Consider the following 22,981-nt stretch of genomic DNA (forward strand, 5'->3'; position numbering starts at 1 on the left):
TCCCCGTGGCACGGAGGTCGTTCCACACCTTCCACACCGGCGGCGAGCCTTTCGGACACGGTGCTGCTTCCGCGCCCGATCCCACGACTGCCTTTACGAGTGCAGCGACTGCTCCGAAGCCTCCGCGGACTTCGTGAAAGGCCTCGCCGCACGGAGCGTCGTGGGCCCGGCTCAGTCGTGCGGGACTTCCTCGATCACGGTCTCCTTGAAGCGCCACGAACCCCGGTTGCCCGTGGCCTCCGCGCGCAGGCCCATCTCCCAGGCGATCCGGGCGGCTCGTTGCTGCGGCAGGTCGGGGTAGTCCTCGGGTTGGACCTTGATGTAGCCGCGGCGGTCGGCGGGGTACGTGCGCAGGGCTTCGCGGAGCTTCTCCTCCTGCTCTTCCCCCGTGGTGTAGTTGCCGGTGACGGCCTTGTACGCCTTGCGCAAGCCGACCGACGGCTTTCCGTCGTCCCGCCGTCTCGCGGTGTCCGACCCCCGCCAGGTCATCCAGCCGACGGCGCCGAGTGCGGCAAGCGCGAGCGCAACTGATCCGAGCGACTCGCCCGTCGCGTCCGCCTGGCCCGGTGTCTGGGGGCGGAGTTCACCCTCGGGGTCCTCGAGCACGGTCACTTTCTGGCCGATGTCGTAGCGGTCGGACGATGTCTTCATGACCGGTCCCGGCACCTTGGTGCCGTCCTGATGTTCCAGCGTGTAGTTGTAGTCGCGGTTCTTGCGCCCTTGGGCCGGGTCCAGCCACTTCTTCACGACGGTGGCCGTGACCTTCTCCCCGCGCTGCTGGAGCGTGAGATCGTCGCGCGCCATGGTGGCGACGTACACGGACATCAGCGAGGTGATCACGATGAACAGCGCCGTGTACGTGCTGGACTCCTTGGCGCCCAGCTTCCGAATCAGCAGGATGAGCAGCACACCGTGCACGATCCACAGGGGCACCAACAGGGCAGGACCGAAGTCGTCCGTCAGGAGGAACAGCCCCGCGATCGCGGCGAGCACGTAGCAGCCGATGCCGACCGCGAGCGGGACGGGGTAACGGGTACGCCTCTTCCGCGCCTCATCCTCGGCAGCGCCGCTCATGCCTGCTTCCGCGCCCGGCTCCACTACTGCCATCACAAGCGAACCGACTGCCCTGACGACTCCACGGACCTCGTGGGTGGGGCGACGTCGGTGTCCGCGCTGTTCTGCTCGCCCTCGGTGAAGCGGAGGCTTCGCAGCACGCCGGCCATGACCGGTGCGTAGCACCGCTCCCAGTGAGTGATCTGGGGTGTGGAGAAGGCGATCAGGCACATGCGCTGTTCGCCTCCGCCCTCGGAGACGACAGGGATCATCGCGTGGAACTCGGCGGTGAGTACCTCGATCTGCTCACCGGTAGGCGAGAACGTCGGAGGAAGGACATGGCTCTGGCCACCGGTGAAGACGGCGGCCTTGCCGCACGGAGCGTCGATCACCGTTCCGGTCCAGCCTTCCCCCCCGCGTTGCCAGGACGCCTCGCAGACTCCCTCGGGCTGCCGTGGCGGCGTCGTCGCCGTAGGGATAGCCCACGACCGCGACAGCGAGCGAGCCCAAGGAGGGCTCGCCCTCGAAGGAGTGCAGGCAGTTGGCGGCATACACCACCCCGCTGTCGTCGAGGAATCGCGATATCCGCTGCAGTGCCCGCGCCATCTCCGTCAGCCGCTGCTCGTCCGTCGCGGTTGTCAGGGATCCGTACGCGCTTCGGGCGTTCACCCTGGCCCAAGCCGCGTCGAAGTCCATGCCCAGCGGCACTTCCTCGAACTCGGCCGGTACCGAGAAGTCGATCCGCATCACTGCCCGTTTCCTGTACCAGGATGCCGGTCGGAGGGGCCGGGCGGTGGCGGCGGGGGCCCGACCTGGCCGATCCGCTGCTGGTCGTAGAGATCCACCAGTTGTTGGTTCTTCTCGTACCAGCGCTTCATCCATCGAGGGATCAACGCCGCGGTCACGGCCAACGGGACGGCGAACACCACCAGCACAGCGAGCGCGGCGCCCGGCCGGTCCCGCAGCACTCCTGCGACGATGAAGCACCCGAGACTGAGCAGTGCGACGACGAGGGCAAAACGTTTTGCCCCGTTGGCTTCGTAGGCGGTCACACCCCGGCGCGCCGCCGTCATCTCTTCAGCCGTGGCGGGCCGGGTCGTGCCTGGCTGTGCGCCGGGAGCGTTCCACGTCGGCAGGAGTGGGCCTCCCGCGCGCAGGCGGTCCTGGGTCTGCTGGGCACGTTGTCGGGCTGTCGGGGAATCGTTCCGGACGAGGACCAGGCGGATGGCGCTCCTGCTCGGCATCTCGGTTGCCTGGAGGTCGTAGCCGAACTCGAAGCCGATGGCCGTGATCTTGTTGGATTGACTGCCTTCGAAGCCGCCGAGGAGGAACTCGACGTGGCCTCGCCCGTCGAATCGGGACAGTATTTCCGGGTCTTTCATCGTGCGGCTCACTTCCCCTGCCTGGCTGCTCTGTCCTTGTCGCTGCCGGTCTTCCAGGCGTTCTCGAACGCTACGAGCAGATCGCCGCCCGGCAGCGCTGCCTCGATGGTCTGCCGGTCGTCCTTGGGAGCGAAGTATCCCAGTGCCGTCGGGTCGGCGATGAAGGCGGCGACCGTGTCCACCAGGCCGAAGTTGGCTGCCGCATCCGCCGCGCGGCTGGCTGCGACGACCCGCGAGATGCCTTGGAACGCGTTGCGGAACGGCAGCACGCCGAGAGCGTCCTGGGCCAGGGTCCGGTTGGAGACCACGGAGTCGCCGCCAACGGCTCGTGCGGTGGCGTGCAATCCCAGTGCGCCGAGTGCGAAGGCACCTGACGTGACCCCGACGGCGGCGGCCGCGGCCGCGAACTCGGGGGCCAGCGGGCCGGTGACCGGGGCGACGAGAAGGATGGCGAGCGATATCGCGCCCAGAACCGCGCTCACGGTCGCCAGCTTGACGGCGTCGGCCACGGCCGCGTCGACGGCGGCAGGAAGTCGTCGTCGAACTGCGCCCGGAACGCATCGGCGTGGCGCCCCTTCCAGTCCCCCTCGCCTGTGCCGCGCAGGACGTCTGATATCTCGGTCAGCGCTTTGGCGGTGCGCTGCACGATGCCCACCACATGCTTGGCGGTGTCGGGTTCACCCGGGCAGGGGACGAACCCCACCGCGGGGAACCGGTCTTTCAGCGGTGAGGTCTGCGTCGGAGAAGTCCACGAGAACAGGTCGCTCATGCGTGCTTCTCCCGTGACTTCCGCAGCTCGTCGTCCAGCTGGTCGTCGAGTTGCTCGAAAGCCCGCTTCATCATGTCGAGTTCTTTGACCGCCGCACCGGAGAACTTCTTGATCTGCTTGATCCCGTACGACCACTCGTCACCGAAGTCGTTCATGCGCGCGGCCAGCATGCTCACACCCATGGAGTCGCCGTCCACCTCGTCCATCTCCTTGCCTGGACCCTCCATGAGCTCGCCGATGTGCTTGATGTCCCGGCGGACCCGATCAAGCACATCGAAGTCGATGCGAATGTCACTCATTGTTCCCCCGTGCCATGGTCTAGCGGTTGACGGACTGGATCTCCTGGACGTTCATGTCCTGGGTGGTCTCGAACGTGCCGTCCGGCAGGTCGCCCGCCGCGCCGCCGCTGCCCTGCCAGGAGATCTGCCAGGTGATGGACGCGCTCAGCCGGTACGGCTTCCCGTCCGTGGCACGCAGGTAGGTGATGCCGCACGACGGGGTCCTGCCGGCGTCGCCCTTGGCGTACGGGGTGCCGATGGAGCCGTCGTCGTTGATCGCGCAGTCACCGGAGGCGGGGTAGGTCTCGGCGTCGCCCGTGCCCGGGTTCAGGTGGAGGGCGACCGGCTTCGCCGTCGTCTCCGCCCACACTCCCGCGGCTGCCAGCTCGGCGCGGACCTTGACCTCTTTGAAGGTGCCCTTGTCCAGCCATACCCAAGTCGGCACGTTGACCGTGGACTTGGGGGGTCGTTCGCCCTGTCCTGACTGATGACCCCGCGCCAGAACATCCCGTTCTTGCCGAGGTTGTAGGTCTCGTAGCCGTCGCCGCTGCCGTTCTCCGCCTTGCCCTTCTCGTAGTGGTTCACCATCAGGTCCTCGCCCCAACTGAGCGTGGGCGTGACGGGCACCAGTTCCGTGTTGGGGTTCTTCTTGAGGCGGTCCACCGCGGCCTTGAGTGCCTGTGGCGTGGCCACCGGTTCGTACCAGCACGCAGGGGGCTTCCAGTTGGGGTCCACGGGAGCGAGGGCCTTGGGCGAGGTGCCCGAGGTGCTGCCGTTCGACTGCGTGACCTTGATCTGGGTGGCGGTGGCCTTGGCTCTCAGTGTGTTGCCGGATGCGCCGCCGGAAGGCGTCGAGGAAGGGGGCTTGTTGTCCTGATCTCCGATGGCGCCGTAAGCCGCTGTGGAGGAGAGGACCACGCGTAGACGGACGTGACCAACAGCGTGCACGTCTTCGCTGCGAAGCTCATCAGCCGCAGGCTCCCGGAACCACCGTCGAGGACGTGGTCTTCCAGACGCCTTGGGGGTTCTTGTCCAGTCGGTTGCGGTACTGGATCACGTTCTCGGGCTTGTCGGCGGTGGTGGTGATCTTCGCGGTCCTGCGGTTCTTCGTGGACGCCTTGCGTTCGTCGACGCAGTAGAAGAGCACGCCCGAGCCGGTGTCGTTGATGTGGACCTGGGGGTCGAAGGCTCTGACGCTGCCGATCAGACTCTCGTCGTCGTCGACGAACTGCTTGATCCACTTGTGGGCTGTGGCCAAGGTGGCATCCGAGTTGTAGAACGCCACGGCGCTGGAATTCAGATCCGCCTCGATGACCGCGGCGTACTCCGACCTCAGTTCCTCCCGGCCGTCGTTCAGGATCGCCTGGAGCTTCGGATCACTGTTCGTCCAGCCTTCGAAGTTCGCCTGGAACTCCCTGGAGAGCGTGATCTTCGGCCGCCCGGCGGCGTCCTGCCCCGCCGGAGCGGAAGCGCTCGCGCTCGCTGAGGCCTTCTCGCCGCCGGCGTCCGCCCCCTTGATCTTGTCCGAGGACGAGTCGTCGCCCCCTCCCGAGCCGCAGGCGGTCAGCAGCAGGGCCGTGGATACGGTGAGCGCGACTGCGACGAGCCGGGCGGGGCGGTTCACTTGGGACTCCTGTTGAGGTGGGGGTTGCGCAAGTAAACCAACGCTATCCGTGGGACATGTGCCGACACCAGTTGATATCCCGTCAGGAGGGGACAACTGGCGGTTGACATAGGGCGGTTTGGTCGCCGCTGCCCACGCGCCCTGCGCCTGGTTGCCGCGCTTCACGTGGCCGACTGCGCTCCCGAGGGTGCGGGTTCCGCGATGGGCGCATCGGGGTCGTCGTCGTCACGGACCTACCCGATAGCAACCACGATACCGAGATCGGCCGGATGGACCCGTCCGTACTCACCGAGGAACGCCCGGGCCCACGACGCCTGTTGCTGGTGGGCCGCAGTTGGCAGGTGACGTTCATCGACTGGGGGCGCAAGAGGGTCCTCGTCGAGCCGGTCGACAGCGGCGGGGTGGCCAAATGGTCCGGGGGGACGCTCATCGGCCTGTCGTATGCCCTGACCCGCGCGATGCGAGAGGTTCTCCTGGGCGCCGATCCGCCGGTGTCCCTCACCCGGCGGGCCGAGGTCGGCCTCCGGGAATGGCGCGACGAGGAGGCGCCGCACCTGGTCCACCCCGGCGGGACGCTGGTGGCCCGGCAGGGCAACGACGTCCGCTGGTGGACGTGGGCTGGCTACCGTGACCCGGTGCAGCGCCCGACGGACTGCTTCCTGCGGCTGCGAAGATCTGACCCAGGACATGTGGCGCGGGGCGATCGAAGCCGCTCAGGCCGCACCGGCTCTGGTCCTCCCCGATGTCGACCCGCGGGCAGTACGTGGTCTGAAGTTCTCGGTGGCACTCCCCCAGCGACTGGCCGTAGCCACGGTGTCCGCAAGGCTCGCCGACTTCGACGGTGCACGCGCCGCTCTGTCGGAACCGAAGCGCTTCTCAACCGAACCAGCCGACTGAGCGGCTCACGACCCGGTCCAGCCGCACCCTGGCGCAGGCAACGCCCGAACGTTTCGCGACCAGAATCCTTTGCCGACTTCGGCCTCAGCCCGCCTTAGCCGCCTCCTCCAAGATGGCCACGCACTCCACATGATGCGTCATCGGAAAGGTGTTGCCGCGAGTGAGTCACGGAAGCATCCGGTACACAGCCGTTCTCTCGCCTCATGGCGTGTGCGCGAGGGCGCAGAGCGTCACGCACTCAGTCCGCACTATCTCGCGGCCCCGCGCACCCGATACCTGCACCCACACCGGGGAACCGGTCGGGAGCAGGCCATTCCGGCGGCACCCCCGGATTCGCCGCCGCGCAACCGGCTCGAGTTCGTATCTGCGAGAACTGCGCGGCGGAGGAGAGGACTTGATCTGCTGCGGGATCGGCAGACCGACCCGGGTAGGACCAACCCCCTTGCCGTCCGTGACCGAATGCGGGTAATACGCTTATCCGGATCGACTGCTTTCCGCAGTTGACTTGTGCACATGTAACGCGTGGTATCGGGGGGACAGGCGTCATGGGGGACCTGGGTAAGGACTCTGAGTCGATAGCGAAAGCGGCGCCACGGCTGCGCAAGGCGCCTCAGCACATCGCCAAGCCGCTGCACGCCTTCAAGTCCGCCTCGCACGACCTCTCGGCCTTGGGCGCGCTGGGCGCCCTGATGGGTGCGACCGACGATGTGCGTGAAGGCATGGAGACGCTCGCCGAGGTCGCGGCGGACCTCGTGGACGAGTGGCACGGCGAGGCGAAGCTGATGACGGACCTCTCCGAGGCGTTCGACGTCCTCGACGCCCTGCTCGAGGCCGCAGCGCGCGGCAAGAATCAGGGCTGAGCGCCGTGGTCGACCTCAACCCCTTGCACTACATCAACAAGTTCAACCACATGGCCGGCGACAACATGGCCAGCATGATGGAGTTCCTGGGAATCTCCGACCCGGCGGTGGACCCGGACGGCGTACGGGAGATCGCCAAGAAGTGGCGCACCCTGGCCGAGGCGGTGGATGCCTCCGTCAGAGACGCGGAAGCCGCCCTGCGGAGCGTGACCTGGGAGGGTAAAGCCGCTACCGCCTTCAGCAAGCGGGCGAAGAAGACCCGTTCGCAGGCCACGAAGATGGCCGATTCGCTGCGCGACGGCGCCGACGCTCTGGACAAGTACGCCGACGACGCACACGAGTTGCTCACCGAACTCAACGTCATCATCGTCGAGATCATCGAGGTGGAGATGGCGAGCCTGGCCCTCTCAGTCCTCACGGGCGGCGCCTCCGCCGTGGTCGGCAGCCTCGCCGCAGGCGCGCGCTTCGCGAAGGCCATGGCCCTGATCGGCCGAATCGAGCACGCCGGCACGGCGATGGCCCGCACCATCCGAGCGGTCCTGGAGGTCATCCGCGGCCTACGTCGGGCCCTGGAGGCCCTCAAGGAGATCAAGACGATCGCGCGGGTCGGCAAGATGGCGGGCGAAGGCAGCAAGTTCGCCGCGCTGGACACGCTGCTGAAGGACCCCTCCACCTTCAAGGACCCCGGCAAGCTGGCCGAGACCCTGGCGCTCGGCGCGGCCTTCGGGGTCGGTCTGGGCAGCCTGTCCACGCTGCTGGGCAAGGGGCTCGGTAAGCTCAAGCCCAGGGATCTCTCCAAACTGCGCAGCGCCTTGAAGCTCAACTGCGCCTCATTCGAACGGCTTTCGTTGCGGCCGGGCTTCGACAAGCTGCCCGCCTCGGTGCGCGACGCGCTCAAGAAGTTCGTCCGGGACCCTATCGACGTGGCCACCGGTGACGTGGCGCTGACGCGGACGGATGTCCGGCTGCCCGGCGTGCTGCCGCTCCTCCTGGAGCGCACGCATGTCTCCTCGTACCGCTTCGGCGGCTGGTTCGGCCCTTCCTGGGCCTCCTCCCTGGACCAGCGAGTCCAGGCTGACGAGGACGGCTTCGTCTACGCGGCCGCCGACGGCGCCCGGCTCTGTTTCCCGTTGCCCGACCCGGAGGCCGGCGCCCCTGTCCACCCGGAGACCCCGGGCTCGCGCCTGACCCTGGCCTGGGCCGATGGATTCGACGGCGCGATATGCGTCACGGATCCCGATAGCGGCCTTGTCCAGGTCTTCCACAGCCCTGTCCCGGCCGCCGCCGGCGAGGCCGTCGATCTGCCGCTGCAATACCTCCAGGACCGCCACGGCAATCGCGTCACCATCGAGTACGAAGAGGGCGACGTCCCCGCGGCGGTAACCCACTCGGGCGGCTACCGCATCGCTCTGGACCGCGACGACGATCTGTCACGCATTACCGGCCTGCGCCTACTGGACCCCACAGAACCTTCCTCCCCCGGCACCACCCTGCTCACCTTCGGCTACGACAAGACCGGCCGTCTCACGGAGGAGGTCAACTCCTCTGGCCTGCCCATGCGTTACACATACGACGCCGCGGGCCGCCTTACCTCCTGGACCGACCGCAACGACACTACGTACTGGTACGCCTACGACGAGTCGGGCCGGGCCGTGGCCACCGGCGGCACGGGCGATGCCCTGGCCTCCGCCCTCACCTACGAGGACGCGACGCGCACCACCCGGGTGACGGACTCGCTCGGCCACGTCCGCGTCTATGAGCACAATGAGTCCTTCCGCCTGATCCGGGAGACGGACCCGCTCGGCCATGTCACCCGCCAGGAGTGGGACCAGGACCTGCGCCTGACCGCGCTCGTCGATCCGCTCGGGCACACCACCCGCTATCAGTACGACGAGCGGGGACGGGTGGTGTCGGTGACCCGCCCCGACGGACTGGGCACGACCGCCACGTACAACGAACTCGGGCTGCCGACGACGGTCACGGGCGAGGACGGCGCCCAGTGGCGCAGAGAGTACGACGAGCGCGGCAACCTCACCCGGGTCACGGCCCCTGACGGAGTGGTGACCCGCTACGGCTACGACGCATCCGGCCATCTGACCGAAGTCACGGACGCCCTGGACCACACCACCCGCGTGTACTGCGGCCCGGCCGGCCTCCCCGACCGCGTCACCGACCCGCTGGGTGCGTCGACGTACTTCGAGCGCGACGCGTTCGGGCGCCCCGTCCGGCTCACCGACCCGCTCGGCTTCGTGACGCGCATGGAGTGGTCCGTCGAAGGCAACCCGATGCTCCGTGTCGCTCCCGACGGCAGCACTGAGTCGTGGACCTATGACAGCGAGGGCAACTGCACTACCCACGCCGACGCACTGGGCGCGGCCACCCACTACGAGTACACGCAATTCGACCTGCTCGCCGCGCGCACGGACCCCGATGGCATGCGCCACACCTTCACCTACGACAGCGAACTGCGCCTCACCCAGGTCACCAACGCCCAGGGCCTGAACTGGAAGTACGCCTACGACCCGGCCGGACGCCCCTTCTCGGAGACCGACTTCGACGATCGCACGATCGGCTACCGGCACGACGCGGCAGGACGACTCGTCTCCCGCACGAACTCCCTCGGCCTGACGACGCACTTCGCCCTCGACGAACTCGGGCAGATCGTGCGCCAGACGGCCGGGGCCCTCAGTAACAGCTACTCCTACGATTCGTCCGGGCAGCTCACGCGGGCCACCGCGCCCGAGGTCCAGGTCGACTTCCGCTATGACGGTCAGGGACGACTCCTCGCGGAGACGGTCAACGGCCGGACCATCTCGTATTGCTACGACATCCTTGGCCGCCGCATCAGCCGCACCACTCCCAGCGGTACCACCAGCCGCTACGACTACGACGCCGCGGGCAACCGCACCGCGTTGCACTCCGGCGGGCGGACGATCGACTTCGAGTACGACCTGGCGGGACAGGAGGCGCTCCGGCGCATCGGCGACGTCATCGGCGTGGCCCACACCTTTGACGCCCTCGGCCGGCTGACCGTCCAGTCGGTCACGGGCACCGACGGGCGCTCGATACGCCGCCGCGCGTACGACTACCGTGCGGACGGCAACCTCATCGGCCTCGATGACGACATCGAAGGCGCGTGCCGCTTCGACCTCGACCCGGCCGGGCGCGTCACCCGGGTCCGGGCGGGGAACTGGTCCGAGCGCTACCTCTACGACGCGGCAGGCAACCAGACAGACGCCTCATGGCCCCACTCGCACCCGGGATCGGAGGCCACCGGCACGCGCACGTACGAGGGCACTCGCATCACCCGCGCGGGAGCCGTCCGCTACGAGCACGACGCCCTGGGCCGCATCGTGCTCAGGCAGAAGACCCGGTTGTCGCGCAAGCCCGACACCTGGCGCTACACCTGGGACGCGGAGGACCGACTCGCCGCGGTCAGCACGCCCGACGGCACCTTGTGGCGCTATCTCTATGATCCGCTGGGCCGCCGCATCGCCAAGCAGCGCATGGCCACGGACGGCGTCTCGGTGGCGGAACAGGTCGACTTCACCTGGGACGGCCCGACGCTCTGCGAGCAGAGCACCACCGGCAACGGGCTGCCGGGCCCGGTCACCCTGACCTGGGACCACCAAGATCTGCACCCCGTCGCGCAGACCGAGCGCATCGGGGCAGGCGACGCCACGGGCGACACCTGCCGGGATGAGATCGACACCCGGTTTTTCGCGATCATCACGGACCTCGTCGGTTCCCCGACGGAACTCCTCGACGAGGAAGGCGATATCGCATGGCGCGCCCGCTCCACGCTGTGGGGCGCTACCGCATGGGCGGAGAACAGCACCGCCTACACACCCTTGAGGTTCCCCGGGCAATATCACGACCCCGAAACCGCCCTGAACTACAACTACTTCCGCTATTACGACGCCGAGACCGCCCGCTATCTCAGCCCGGACCCTCTCGGCCTGGTCCCGGCACCGAACCCCAACACGTACGTACACAACCCTCACAGGTGGACGGACCCCCTGGGGCTCGCGCCCGAGGACTGCCGCGACCTGGGACTGCGCGACGACGCCCTGAATGCCATCACCAAGCTTGAGAACATCAAGAAGGACCCCATCGGGTCCATCAACTCCCAGCCGAATCACAACCATTACAGCGCCGCTCGCCGCGAAGCCAGAGGCGAAGTCGTAGCCCGAAAGCCCGACGGCACCCCCTTCGACCACATCAGCGACCTGAAGCAGGCCAGAAACGGCCTGGAGGGCATCCGCAGGATCCTGACCAAGGAACTGCAGAAGCCGCCGGAGACGATCACCCCGCGCGGCATGGAAGTGCTGAGCAGGAAGCGAAAGGACGCCATCGTCGAGCTCGAACGGCTGAACCGCTTCCTGAAATCCATCGGCCACGGGTGACGGCGGCTGCGGATGCCGCCGATCCGTAGCCTGAACGGTGCGGACGCACAGACGCACAAACGCACTCCAGAAGTAACGCCTCCGCGCCGCAGCGGCGGAGCACGAGAGGACCGACGATGCCCGAAGAGTTCGACCGCGGTAGCTCCCTTGAGGAGCTGGAGGGCCTGCGCTGGCCGGTTCCTCCTGCGGACACGACCCCCATGGTCCAGAACGTGTACGAACTGCGGCGTCGGCCGGTCGCGACCCTGGAGCCGCACGAGCTGGCCCGGCTGATCGGGCAGGACGTGGGGCTGCCCTGGCTACTGCCCCTGGCCGTGGAAATTCTGCGGGCCACCGCGCCGAAGCAGGCCGAGGGCGGATGGTTCGACGATGACCTGCTGTACGCGGTCGTCACCAGAAAGCCAGAGGTCTGGGCCGCCGCCCCGGAGCTGGCTCACGAACTCAAGGAAACCGTCGCCGTCCTGACCGACGTCTCGCGCTACGTCCGCCAGGACATCGACGCGTTCCTCTCAGCGCTACCCGGGGACGATGCCTGACAGCGAGGCACTACCAAGCTGGTGGAGCAACGCGCAGCGGACCTTCGCGCTTCCGCCGTACGTCGTCCGAACAGGGTGGCCTCGCCGTTGCCGAAAATACTCCTGGCCCAGGATCCCTCGCTACGACCGCTCCCCCGCCGACCGTCTGAAGATCTGCATCAGCGGCGGCCCGCATCACCGGGCCGGTGAGTGGGCCGGCACCGGCGAACAGCTCCTCATATCACCTGATCGCCCACACCGCATATAACGCACGCCCCCCGAACCTGCAGCTCAAGCGCTCTTCTTCACCGGCTCCAGAATCGCCACACACTCCACATGATGCGTCATCGGAAAGATGTCACACAAAGGGGAAGGTGGCATCGCCGCAGGTCAGGGGGAGTTCGCGGCCGCTCGAAGCCGCCGCCGGGTCACCTGGAGCGTCATACGAGCGTCATGGCCCGGAACCGAGGGCGCTTCTGCTGAGCTATACCAGCGATGTCTTCCAACAGCACATCCGCCACCGGCTCTTCGACCGGAGCGGGATGGTGTGCTTCTCTCCGACTGGGAGCCGCAGGGCGACGCGGAGTCCGGCCGGGGCCTGCTGATCGTGGGGCGCTGGGGACCCGTTGGGCGGGCGCCCACGCGTAGGCGCGCCGCGGAAGGCTGTTCGGGCGGAACTGCGCCTGACGCGAGGCACGCACGACCCGGCCATCATCGGCCGGTTTCACGCCAACGACCCGGACGGCGGACCCTCGTGGGCGTGCGGTGTCGGTACCGGGCACTAGTCTCGTTCGCCCGGCAAGGAGCCGGTGAATCCAGGGGGAGTACGAGACTGCCATGCCCGACAACCACATCGGATACCTGATCTCCGTCGTCGACGACGATCCGCTGCGCGCCCGTAAGGACGCACGCGAACTGCTTGCCGCGCTCGGCGAGGTGGACCCCACGGCCACGCTTGACCTTCCCGAGCCCGGCAGTCTGGCGGGAGTCGGCGACAAGGGCGGGCCGTCCGCCGAGACCGTCGGGTTGCTGCTGAGCGCCGGTTCGTTCGTCGTCGCGCTGGTACAGACGTGGCTGGCGCGGGTCCCGCAGCGCACCATCGTGATCAAGCGGCCCGACGGGGCGATCCTGCACATCACCGGCAAGGAGGCCCGCGAGGACGACACGCTGGTCGAGCGATTCCTCGCAGACGACGGCACGACGGCGACAACGGCGGGCTGAGCGCGATGACCGACAACGACCGGCACGCGTTACTCGTCGGCGTATCCACGTACGGCAGCGAGACGTACGCCGACCTCCCGGCCGTACGTGCCGATCTGCACTACATGCGGGCGGTGCTGGAGAACACAGAGATCGGCATGTACAACGAGTGCGCGGTGGCCGCCGAGCCGACGCGCGCGGAGATGCTGCACGCCGTCGAGACGTTCCTGGAAGCACGGCAGCCCAGTGAGACCGCGCTGCTCTACTTCAGCGGGCACGGCGAGTACTGCGAGCAGGACGGCCAGTTGTACTTCCTGACCCGGGACACCGACCCCGCCGATCTGCCGGGCACGGCCGTACCGGCGGAGTTCCTGGAGCGGATGCTCCAGTCCTGCCGGGCCGCCTCCAAACTCGTCCTGCTCGACTGCTGCTCCAGCGGATCCGTCGTCCAGGGCTGGAGCGCCAAGGGCCCGTCGGGCGAACCGGACCGGCCCGCGCCGAGCACCCTGCTGCGACCGACCGGCGTCTACTTCATCACCGCCTCCGACGCCCTGCAGGCGGCCTCCGCGATGGCGCCGCCAGGGTCGGGCCTCGGCACCTCCCGGTTCACCGGAGAGATCGTCGAAGGGCTGCGCAACGGCCGGATCAAAGAGGGCGGCTGGATCACCCCGGACGACCTCTTCGACTACCTGACCGCCCAGATGACCCGCGACGGCGTACCGGAGGAACAGCGGCCCACCAAGTCCACGATCAGGGCCACCCGGAGCCTTCCCTTCGCCCGGTCGGTGGCACGACCGGTGCGACTCGCCGCGCTCCCCCACGACGCCTCCGGAACCGTCCGGCGCTCCCCCTCGCTGTTGAAGGCCCGGGAGTTGGCGGAGGCGGACGAGCGGGACGGTGTAGACCGGCAGCGGCTGCTGCGGTACTACGCGGACTGCCTCACAGCGCAGGCGGCGGCCGGAATGCGGCCGGACCGCGACAGCGGCCGGGACAAGAAGTACTTCCTGCTGGCCCAGGGCCAGGAGACCATCCAGTCGGGGCGCGGACCGCACATCCTCGCGCCCAGCGCATTGCCCCGGCCGCAGGAGGGACGGAGCGGCTCGTACACCGAGGCGGGCTCGCGACAGGAATACTGGTACGGCTATCCGGCGATCACGCTGCCCGCGCGAGACGGCGGCCGAGGGCGGCGTGCGACGGTGGAGCTGGCGCCCTTGCTCATCCAGCAGATGGAGCTGGCGCCGGACGAGGAGGGCCGGGACGTGCTCCGGCCGAGCGGGGTGCCGTCGCTGCACAGCGGCGTCGTCTCGGAACTCCTGGACGCCGGCGACGCGGCCGACCTGGTCGCGCGTTGGCAGCCGGCCTGGCAGGAGGGCAACGACGCCCAGATGCTCCGCGCCGTAAGGGAGTTGCTGGACGAACTGGGGTTGCCGGAACTCGAACCGCTGGACCCGTCCGCGCTGAGCGACCGCACGGTGATGCAGGCGCTGCGGCCAGGCGCGCACAACGCGGCCGTGCTGCTGGTGCCTTCGGGCGCGGAAGCCATGGCCACCCAGGCGCTGGTGGACAACCTGGTCCAGATCTCGACGCGGACCGTGCAGATCGCGGGCACGGCCCTGGACGCGCTACTGAACGGTGGCTCCCGGCAGGTGCCGGCACCGACCGCCCTCGCGGTGAGCCCAGTGACGCCAGTCTCTCCGGGGCCGTGCAACGAGAGCCAGGAGTTGGTGATTTCGTCGGCGATGACCCAGCCGCTGACGGTGGCGACCGGACCGCCCGGCACGGGGAAGAGCGAGGTCGTCACGGCGGTCGTCACCACCTGTGTCGCCGCGGGGCAGTCGGTGCTGGTCGCCTCCACGAACAACGAGGCCGTGAACGTCGTCGCCCAGCGCTGCGACGCCATCGCACCCGGCCTGCTGATGCGAACGGGCAACGCGGAGGCGCTGGAGCGGGAGGCGGCCAAACTGGAACGGCTGCTCGCCGAACCGGCCGGGGCCTCACGGCGTGGATCGGCCACCGTGGGCGGCGAACTGCGCAACACGCGAGGAACGGCCGACCGGCTGACGGCACAGGCCGCACACCGCGTCGGCGAGGAAGGTCGGCTGCTGGAACTGCTCCGTGACCGGGAGGAGCGGGCCGCGGACCTGGAACTGCCCCTGTCCCTGCTCGAAGAGGCCTGGGCGGTGGACGTCGACGGCGTGGCATCGCTGGGCCGGTGGGCGGAGCGGGCGCGAAAGACTGCCGGGGCCCGCTGGTGGCAACTGGGGGCATGGCGGCGCGGGCGGGCGCTCGCCGCTCTGGTCGCGGCGGGGGCGGAGCATACGGACGGTGCCGGACCGGCATGGCCGGAATGGGCGACGGGACGACCCGTGCCGCCCGAACTGCTGGAGTCCCTGGCCGGGATCGTGTCTGTGGAGCGGGAGGTACGGGAACTCGTCCACCGGCACGGGGAATGGGACGAGGAAGGGCTCAAGCAATCCCGGCTCGCGACGGCCGAAGCGCTGTCCGGGCTGTCGGCGGAACTGTCCCGTGCGCTGTCCGCCGAGGCCCTGAACCGGGCCACCGGGCTCATGAACCAGCGGCTCCAGGCGCTCCGCCGCCGCTCCGGATACCAGCGCAGCCAGAAGAACCTGATGACGCACATCAAGGGATGGGCCGTCAGCACCCATTCGGTGCGGCAGCTGGAACTCGCCCCGCAACTGTTCGATCTCGTCGTCATCGACGAGGCGAGCCAGTGCTCCATCCCGTCCGTGCTGCCCCTGCTGTTCCGGGCCCGCCGGGCACTGATCATCGGTGACCCCATGCAGCTCGGGCACATCCCCGGTGTGTCGCCGCAGCAAGAACGTCAGGCACGGGTACGGGCCGGGCTGAGCGCCGCGCAGTTGGAGCACCATCGCCTCACCTACCACGTGCACTCGTCGTACCACGCGGCCGAGCAGCACGGCGACAGCGCGCTGCTCCTCGACGAGCACTACCGCTGCCACCCTCGGATCGCGGACGTCGTCAACGGCCACTGCTACGGCGGCCGGTTGCGGGTGCTGACCGACGTGCGGCTGCAGGTGCCGACGCACGACCCGCTGGGAGCGGCCGACCCGGCACCGGTGCTCGGCTGGGTCGACGTACCGTCCGGGGAATCGGCGCGCGGCGGCGACGGGCAGTCCTGGCGGAACGTGCAGGAGGCGGAGGCCGTCCGGCGCGTGGTCGACGCACTGCTGGCGGGACTTCCGCCGGACGCGACGGTGGGAGTGGTAACACCGTTCCGGGCGCAGAAGGAGACACTGGCACGCATGTGGCGGGACGACGACCGCGTCCGAGTCGGCACCGTCCACACCTTCCAGGGCGGACAGCGGGACGTGATGATACTCAGCCCGGTGGCGGCGCACAACACACCGCCCCGGACGACGCACTGGGTCGCGAGTCAGGTCAACCTGTGGAACGTGGCGGTCACGCGGGCCAAGTCGCAGCTGATCACGGTGGGAAGCCGCGCCTTCTGGCAGGACCAGAGCGGCCTGCCCGCCCTCCTCGCCGCACGTTCGGTGCCGCTGGGAGCAGGTGACGACGGCACAACGACCGAGGCCGGCACGCCCGGCACGGTGACCGAGGCCCGCAAGGACCTCGCCGACCGCCTGCAGCGGTACCTGGCCGAACGGGGTATCACTGATCTGGAGCGGGCCGTTCTGGTGGGCGGTCACCCGGTGGACCTGCTGTTCACCGACGCCGGCGAGAACACGGCGGTGCTGATCGACCCCGGCCCGGAGCCCGGTACGGAGCCCGCGCGACACCTTCGGTTGACCCACGCGCGAAGCGACCTGCTCACCGGACTGCCCTCCGGGGGGCATGGGGCCAAGCCGTGCCCCGTGAGCCGGACGGTGCGCGTGCCAGCCTGGCGGATCCTCGCGGGCGAGACCGCGCTGGTACCGCTGCTCGGCTGAGCGCCGGACAAGGCGGCTGGCCCGGTCGGCCAGGCCCGGCGGCCCGCTCAGCCGCCGGGCAGACTCCGCACGACGTACGTCATGTGCTGGAGGTTGCCCGCCCGTAGCCATTCCGTCGGCCCGCCCACACCCTCGCCTGTCGAGAGCGGGCCGTCCGCGCAGTCGCTCAACCATTCCTCGCCCTGTCCGGCCCCCGCTCCCCGGAACTCTGGCAGTTCGACGATCCGGCGAGCCGCGCTGCGATTGACCGCGATCCGGTCGGGCCCCCGGGCCAGCGTCTTGAACAGCAGATACGAGCTGTCGGTGGTGTAGCGGAGCACACCCCAGGACGGTCCGCCCTTCCTCCCGGGTGCAGGAACCTGCGCGAGGGCGCTCGGGGGCTGCACCCCATAGTCGCCATAGCCGAGCAGCGGAGCATAGGCACTGCCTGTGGCGCGCATCTCGTGCCACATGCGCCACTCCGCCCGTGCCCCGTCGTACGATCCTTCCTCCAGCATGTCGGCGGTGACCCGAGGAAAGCCCCCTCCGAGCAGAGCCGCATTCCGCCAGACCGCCAAGGGCATCAGCGCGTCGAGGTCGCGCAGCGCCTCCTTGCCCGCGTCGGGCCGGTCATCGAGGACCGCGCCCATGTCGAGCAGCAGATCTACGGGTACCTCAGGACCGGTTCGGGACAGCAGGCTCCGGACGTGCTCCCCGAGGCTGTCGTCCCACTCCTTCGCAACCCGCACCCGCACACCCAGTCCGCGCGCGCAGCGCCGGGCCGTCTCCACGGCCGCCGCCTGCTGCGTCTCGGTCCGCTCCGGCCCGGTGACCGGGCGGAGCCGCCCCAACTCGCAGTAGACGGACAACGCTTCGGCCAGATCGGCGGTCTGGGCATCCTCGCCGAAGGGAGCGTCGATCCATCCACCATGACGGCTCACGACGCTCACCGGATCGACGTACTTGCCAACCAGTTTGGCCAGCGTCTCCGTTACGGCTCCGGGTAAGGGCGGCAGATTCCACAACGGCCTGATAGCGGCGCGGACGTCCGGCCACAGTCGCCTGCAGGCGCCGGCGGCGTGCGGCCGCGTCGGCAGAACGGGAACATAGAGCGGTCCGGACATCGCGGCTCCCCCTCGGCACCGTCCGTGCGCATCCCTTTCCACCAGGGTCCGCTCACCTCGAAGTACTTGAAAAGAGAGTGATTCCAGCCCGCTTGGCCGATGTGTTCAAGTACCTGGTGACGGTGTGCCGCAAGTTCCACGACTGGGCGCTGGTGGACGTGGAGACCTTCCCTGACGCATGAATGCTCCTTTGCCCCTCCATGGAGGACGGAACGAAGAAACGGTTACGCCGCGATCGTCAGCGGAACCTCCAGCCGCCCCCAAGCACCCAGGGTTTGGCACGGCCCGGGTCTACGACTTCAAGGTGCCCGACTCGGCGGACATGGAAGGCGAGAACAAGTGATCGCGACGCTGGCATGGGCGGACGCACAACGGTCGGTGTGCCCGCGGCCGCCATGGTTGTCGAGCGGCAAGCCCAGAACACGGGTGCGAAGGGATGGGCGATGATGTTCGGGCAGGCCCGGTCTCGCTCGGTTCTCATGGGTCTCGACAACCACATGATCACAGGCGCCGTGCCTGCTCTGCTCTCCGGGTCCCCTTGCCGCACAACGGAGATGACGCCACGTCACTCACGAGACCGGCGAACCGAACCAATCCCGATCACGCAATGCCCCTGACCAGGGAGCGGAGCGCAAGTGCGCGACGCTGTACCGGGCGCGGCCCTCCGGCGGTCCGCCGGCCGCCTTGCCCACCGCGACCATGGAGACGATCACCCAGCCCGGGTTCGGGTCCAACTCCTTGGTGAGCCCCTCCAGGTCGAAGGCCCGGAATTGGTGCGCGGCCAGTCCCGCGGCCTGGGCCTGAACAGTCGTGTGGGCGCTAGCCTGGCCGAGGTCGTAGTCCGCAAACTCGGAGTAGAGCAGCTGCATGTCATCGACGTGCCGGCGCGTCAGCGTGACGACGAGCAGGCTCGCGTCCGTCGCCCAGTGGGCCGAGCTCGGCGCAAGGTGAGGGAGCATCCGGTCGCGCTCCGGCTCACCGGACCTGCCGGTGAAGAAGCCCCAGGGCTGGGAGTTCCCCGCCGACGGTGCCCACCGCGCGGCTTCCAGCAGCAGCCCGAGGGCGCGGTCGTCGACAAGCGCCTACGGATCGAACCGGCAGAGGCTAAAGCGCCCGGCAAGCAACGGGTGTATGCCGCTGGGCGGTTCCTGAGGATGGCGCATGTTCCGCTGCCCTTGGGCGCCCAGGGCATGTGAACCGCCCCTCAGGTAACCTGACACCCCATCAGAACGAGCGTCACGAGCGTCATTTCAGCGTCAAGATATCGCCTGTAACGCCCGCACCGCACATTACGCGCACGCACAAAATCGCAGGTCAGGCGTCCTTCTTCACCGGCTCCAGAATCGCCACGCACTCCACGTGATGCGTCATCGGGAACAGGTCGAACGCCCGCAGCGTCCGTACCTTGTAGCCGCCGTCGCGGAAGTACGCGATGTCGCGGGCCAGCGCCGCGGGGTCGCAGGCGACGTAGGCGATCTTTCGTGCGCCGAGCGCCGACAGCTGTTCGACCGTCTTCTTGCCGGCGCCCGCGCGGGGCGGGTCCAGGACGATGAGGTCGACCTCGGTGATGCCGGTGCGCGGGAGGACCGCCTCGACCTTGCCCTGTTCGATGCGGACGCGGTCGAACGCGGCGAGGTTGTGCCGGGCGTCCTCCACCGCGCGCTTGCCCGACTCGATGCCGAGGACCGCGCCCTGGTCGCCGATCCGGTCCGCGAGGGCGCCGGCGAAGAGGCCGACGCCGCAGTACAGGTCGAGCGCCATGTCGCCCTTGCGCGGCAGCAGACCCTGCATGACCGCCTTGACGAGGGTGTCGGCGGCCATCGGGTGGACCTGCCAGAAGCCGCCGCTGCCGACCCGGTAGGTACGGCCGTCGGCGCGCTCGCGCACGAACGCGCGGCCGTGGACGCGGTGGATGCCGCCGTCCTGTTCGGCGACCCGCATCACGGAGACCGGCTTGTCGAGCTCGACGAGCGGCAGGCGGGCGCCGGGGCGGGGCTCCAGGATCACCATGCGGTCCTGCGAGCCCGTCGCGGCGATCGCCTCGACGGCCTCCATGCCGGACCAGTCGCGCTCCTCGATGCCGAGTTCGGTGACACCCGGGGCGGCGATCATGCAGCGCTCGACGGGCTCGACCTCGTGCGAGCGGTGGCGGCGCAGTCCGGCGTTGCCGTCCGGGTCGACCGCGTACTGCACGCGCGTGCGCCAGGCCGGGACCTCGCCCGAGGGCAACTTGTCACCCTCGGCGGGCATCACCGTGCCGTCCCAGCCGGCCTCCTCGGGCGTGAGGCCCGCGAGGCGCAGCAACTGCTCGGCGACGACCTCGCCCTTCAGCCGGCGCTGGGCACCGGGCTTGGCGTGCTGCCAGTCGCAGCCGCCGCAGCGGCCGGGACCGGCGTACGGGCAGGGCGCCTCGACGCGGTCCTTGGAGGCGTCGATGATCCGCACGGCGTCGGCGCGCAGGAACCGCGCGCCCTCCTCGCCCTCGGTCACCCGGGCGACGACACGCTCACCGGGCAGTGTGTGCCGGACGAAGAGGACCTGGCCCTCGTCGGTCCGGGCGATGCAGTGCCCGCCGTGCGCCACGGGGCCGATCTCGACCTCGTACTCGTCCCCCACCAGCGACTTCTTCGGTTCTGCCTGCATGGTGGGGTGACTCCAGATGAGAAGGGGGAAACGGCCGGACAACAGCCCACCAGTCTACGTGCTTCCGACGTGCTTCCCGCGCCCGTCGTTCCGAGGGCCGCACTCCTTCGGCCGCCAGCCCTTCGAACCGCACCCCTTCGGCCGCCGACCTCTTCGAACCGCATCCCTTCCGCGTCCCTCGGCCGCCCCGCCCTCGGAGCGCGCCTCTTCCCGGACCGAGCCCACCCTTCGGGCGCTAGCTCTTCGGGCTGTGCTCCTTGTGCCGCTCGTGGGCCGGCCCCCGGCGCACCGCACCCGGCGCGTTCCAGTCCTGCCGCTTGCGGGCCCGCAGCTTCGCGGCCTCGGAGGACTCCAGCTGGTAGGGCACGGAGGTGACCATGACGCCCGGCGTGAACAGCAGCCGGCCCTTGAGGCGCAGGGCGCTCTGGTTGTGCAGCAGGTGCTCGTACCAGTGGCCGACGACGTACTCGGGGATGATCACGGACACCGCGTCGCGCGGCGACTCCTTGCGCAGGCCCTTCACGTACTCGATGACCGGCCGGGTGATCTCGCGGTAGGGCGAGTCGAGGACCTTCAGCGGTACGTCGATGCCGCGCCGCTCCCATTCGTCGCGCAGCGTCTTGGTCTCGGCCGGGTCCACGTTGACGCTGAGCGCTTCGAGGGTGTCGGAGCGCAGCAGCTTGGCGTAGGCGAGGGCGCGCAGCGCCGGGCGGTGGATCTTGGAGACCAGGACGACGGAGTGGACGCGGGAGGGGCGGACGCTGTCGTCGGACGGTCCCTCGGGGGCGGCCAGCTCCTCCGAGACGCGGTCGTAGTGCTTACGGATCGCGGTCATCGTCGCGTAGAAGATCACCATGCCGAGCAGGGCGACCCAGGCGCCGTGCGTGAACTTGGTGACGAGGACGACGACCAGGACCAGCCCGGTGAAGAAGGCGCCGAAGGTGTTGATCGCCCGGGAGCGGACCATGTGACGCCGCTTGACCTGGTCGGTCTCGGTGGCCAGGTGACGGTTCCAGTGGCGGACCATGCCGGTCTGGCTGAGAGTGAAGGAGACGAAGACGCCGACGATGTAGAGCTGGATCAGTCGCGTCGAGTCGGCCCCGTAGATGATGACGAGCATGCTCGCGGCGCCGGCCAGGAGGACGATGCCGTTCGAGAAGGCGAGGCGGTCGCCGCGGGTGTGGAGCTGGCGCGGCAGGTAGCGGTCCTGGGCGAGGATCGAGCCGAGCAGCGGGAAGCCGTTGTACGCGGTGTTCGCGGCCAGGAACAGGACGAGCGCGGTGGCGGCGGCCAGCACGATGAACAGGAAGCTGCCCTTGCCGAACACGGCCTCGGCGACCTGGGAGATCACCGGGTTCTGGACGTAGGAGGAGCCGACCGCCACGCCGTTGTGGATCAGGTCCGTGGCGGGGTTCTCCGCCATGCGGACCTTGGTGGTCATGGCCAGGACGATGATGCCGCAGAACATGGTGACGGCGAGCAGGCCCATCGCCGCGAGCGTGGTCGCGGCGTTCTTCGACTTCGGTTTACGGAAGGCGGGGACACCGTTGGAGATCGCCTCGACGCCGGTGAGCGCGGCGCAGCCGGACGAGAAGGCGCGCAGCAGCAGGAAGACGAGGGCGAAGCCCGCGAGCCCCTGGTGCTCGGCCTTGATGTGGTAGTCGGCGGTGGGCGCGTGCATGGTGTCGCCGAGCACGAGTCCGCGGAAGGCGCCCCAGGCGATCATGATGAAGACGCCCGCGACGAAGACGTACGTCGGAATCGCGAAGAGCTTTCCGGACTCCTTGACTCCGCGCAGGTTCATCAGCGTGAGCAGCACGATGACGGCGACCGCGCAGGCCACCTTGTGCTGCACCACGAAGGGGACCGCGGAGCCGAGGTTCTCGATGCCGGAGGCGATGGAGACGGCGACCGTGAGGACGTAGTCGACGAGGAGCGCGCTGGCGACGGTGAGGCCGGCCCGCGGACCGAGGTTGGTGGTGGCGACCTCGTAGTCGCCGCCGCCACTGGGGTACGCGTGCACGTTCTGGCGGTAGGACGCGACCACCGTGAACATCAGCACGACGACCGCCAGCGCGATCCAGGGGCTGAAGTGGTAGGCCGACACGCCCGCGATGGAAAGGACCAGCAGTACCTCCCCGGGCGCGTACGCCACGGAGGAAAGCGGGTCGGATGCGAAGACGGGGAGGGCAATGCGCTTCGGCAGGAGCGTTTCACCCAGCCGGTCACTGCGCAGTGCGCGCCCGATGAGGATCCGCTTCGGCACGTCGGTCAGTTTGGACACAACAGGGAATCGTAAGGGTTCGAACTGGCAGCCGCCCA

Annotated in this window: 17 protein-coding genes and 2 pseudogenes; 7 read left to right on the top strand and 12 right to left on the bottom strand. The window is 69.0% G+C overall.

All coding sequences use genetic code 11. The features are described from left to right. Positions 1–171: 171 nt before the first annotated feature. The 7 genes from ACIQRL_RS15465 to ACIQRL_RS15495 form a co-directional block, all read right to left on the bottom strand. Positions 172–1,074, bottom strand: coding sequence for a hypothetical protein (locus ACIQRL_RS15465; RefSeq protein ID WP_401331707.1), 903 nt, complete (start codon positions 1,072–1,074; stop codon positions 172–174). Positions 1,075–1,106: 32 nt separating this feature from the next. Further along, the gene (locus tag ACIQRL_RS15470; RefSeq protein ID WP_401331708.1) at positions 1,107–1,445 is read right to left on the bottom strand and encodes a hypothetical protein; all 339 of its coding nucleotides are present in this window, start codon (positions 1,443–1,445) and stop codon (positions 1,107–1,109) included. 354 nt (positions 1,446–1,799) lie between these two features. Continuing rightward, positions 1,800–2,447: a hypothetical protein gene (locus ACIQRL_RS15475; RefSeq protein ID WP_401331709.1), complete on the bottom strand. Its 648-nt coding sequence runs from the start codon at positions 2,445–2,447 to the stop codon at positions 1,800–1,802. After that, complete coding sequence (locus ACIQRL_RS15480; protein ID WP_401331710.1) at positions 2,444–2,917, bottom strand: hypothetical protein; 474 nt, start codon at positions 2,915–2,917, stop codon at positions 2,444–2,446. Before ACIQRL_RS15480 ends, ACIQRL_RS15475 begins: the two co-directional genes overlap by 4 nt. Then, positions 2,914–3,204 carry a hypothetical protein gene (locus ACIQRL_RS15485; protein ID WP_401331711.1) on the bottom strand — a complete coding sequence of 97 codons (291 nt, stop codon included), beginning with the start codon at positions 3,202–3,204 and terminating at the stop codon, positions 2,914–2,916. The genes ACIQRL_RS15480 and ACIQRL_RS15485 overlap by 4 nt, the downstream gene beginning before the upstream one ends. Beyond that, on the bottom strand, positions 3,201–3,503 hold the full coding sequence (locus ACIQRL_RS15490) for a hypothetical protein (protein WP_401331712.1): 303 nt from the start codon (positions 3,501–3,503) through the stop codon (positions 3,201–3,203). Before ACIQRL_RS15490 ends, ACIQRL_RS15485 begins: the two co-directional genes overlap by 4 nt. A 19-nt stretch (positions 3,504–3,522) precedes the next feature. After that, positions 3,523–3,927 carry a hypothetical protein gene (locus ACIQRL_RS15495; RefSeq protein ID WP_401331713.1) on the bottom strand — a complete coding sequence of 135 codons (405 nt, stop codon included), beginning with the start codon at positions 3,925–3,927 and terminating at the stop codon, positions 3,523–3,525. Between the two features lie 303 nt (positions 3,928–4,230). On the opposite strand from ACIQRL_RS15495, the gene ACIQRL_RS15500 reads away from it, so the two are divergent. Next, positions 4,231–4,359 (top strand): hypothetical protein, encoded by a 129-nt coding sequence (locus ACIQRL_RS15500; RefSeq protein WP_401331714.1) that lies wholly within the window; start codon positions 4,231–4,233, stop codon positions 4,357–4,359. Positions 4,360–4,449: 90 nt separating this feature from the next. On the opposite strand, the gene ACIQRL_RS15505 is transcribed toward ACIQRL_RS15500, so the two are convergent. Next, a complete protein-coding gene (locus ACIQRL_RS15505; RefSeq protein ID WP_401331715.1) occupies positions 4,450–5,106 on the bottom strand; it encodes a hypothetical protein in 657 nt (218 codons plus the stop codon). Positions 5,107–5,360: 254 nt separating this feature from the next. On the opposite strand from ACIQRL_RS15505, the pseudogene ACIQRL_RS15510 reads away from it, so the two are divergent. From ACIQRL_RS15510 to ACIQRL_RS15535, 6 genes and pseudogenes are all read left to right on the top strand, one after another. Continuing rightward, a pseudogene (locus ACIQRL_RS15510) lies at positions 5,361–6,003 on the top strand (ATP-dependent helicase); the annotation flags it as partial. A gap of 545 nt (positions 6,004–6,548) precedes the next feature. Beyond that, positions 6,549–6,863 carry a hypothetical protein gene (locus ACIQRL_RS15515; protein ID WP_401331716.1) on the top strand — a complete coding sequence of 105 codons (315 nt, stop codon included), beginning with the start codon at positions 6,549–6,551 and terminating at the stop codon, positions 6,861–6,863. 5 nt (positions 6,864–6,868) lie between these two features. Then, positions 6,869–11,269: a polymorphic toxin type 28 domain-containing protein gene (locus ACIQRL_RS15520; RefSeq protein ID WP_401331717.1), complete on the top strand. Its 4,401-nt coding sequence runs from the start codon at positions 6,869–6,871 to the stop codon at positions 11,267–11,269. 116 nt (positions 11,270–11,385) lie between these two features. After that, positions 11,386–11,805: a contact-dependent growth inhibition system immunity protein gene (locus tag ACIQRL_RS15525; protein ID WP_401331718.1), complete on the top strand. Its 420-nt coding sequence runs from the start codon at positions 11,386–11,388 to the stop codon at positions 11,803–11,805. Positions 11,806–12,621: 816 nt separating this feature from the next. Further along, complete coding sequence (locus ACIQRL_RS15530; RefSeq protein WP_401331719.1) at positions 12,622–13,005, top strand: hypothetical protein; 384 nt, start codon at positions 12,622–12,624, stop codon at positions 13,003–13,005. A gap of 5 nt (positions 13,006–13,010) precedes the next feature. Continuing rightward, positions 13,011–16,913, top strand: a complete 3,903-nt coding sequence (locus ACIQRL_RS15535; protein ID WP_401331720.1) for an AAA domain-containing protein — start codon at positions 13,011–13,013, stop codon at positions 16,911–16,913. 47 nt (positions 16,914–16,960) lie between these two features. Here ACIQRL_RS15535 and ACIQRL_RS15540 read toward each other — a convergent pair whose 3' ends face one another. The 4 genes and pseudogenes from ACIQRL_RS15540 to ACIQRL_RS15555 all read right to left on the bottom strand — a co-directional run bounded on the left by ACIQRL_RS15540 (position 16,961) and on the right by ACIQRL_RS15555 (position 22,943). Beyond that, positions 16,961–18,016 (bottom strand): beta family protein, encoded by a 1,056-nt coding sequence (locus tag ACIQRL_RS15540; protein WP_401331721.1) that lies wholly within the window; start codon positions 18,014–18,016, stop codon positions 16,961–16,963. Positions 18,017–18,585: 569 nt separating this feature from the next. Further along, positions 18,586–19,179 (bottom strand): annotated as a pseudogene (locus ACIQRL_RS15545) (nitroreductase family protein). A gap of 151 nt (positions 19,180–19,330) precedes the next feature. After that, positions 19,331–20,659 (bottom strand): class I SAM-dependent RNA methyltransferase, encoded by a 1,329-nt coding sequence (locus tag ACIQRL_RS15550; RefSeq protein ID WP_401331722.1) that lies wholly within the window; start codon positions 20,657–20,659, stop codon positions 19,331–19,333. Positions 20,660–20,894: 235 nt separating this feature from the next. Continuing rightward, positions 20,895–22,943: an APC family permease gene (locus ACIQRL_RS15555; RefSeq protein WP_401331723.1), complete on the bottom strand. Its 2,049-nt coding sequence runs from the start codon at positions 22,941–22,943 to the stop codon at positions 20,895–20,897. Positions 22,944–22,981: the final 38 nt, after the last annotated feature.

It is taken from the genome of Streptomyces sp. NPDC091209, from assembly GCF_044757755.1.
Lineage (GTDB): Bacteria > Actinomycetota > Actinomycetes > Streptomycetales > Streptomycetaceae > Streptomyces.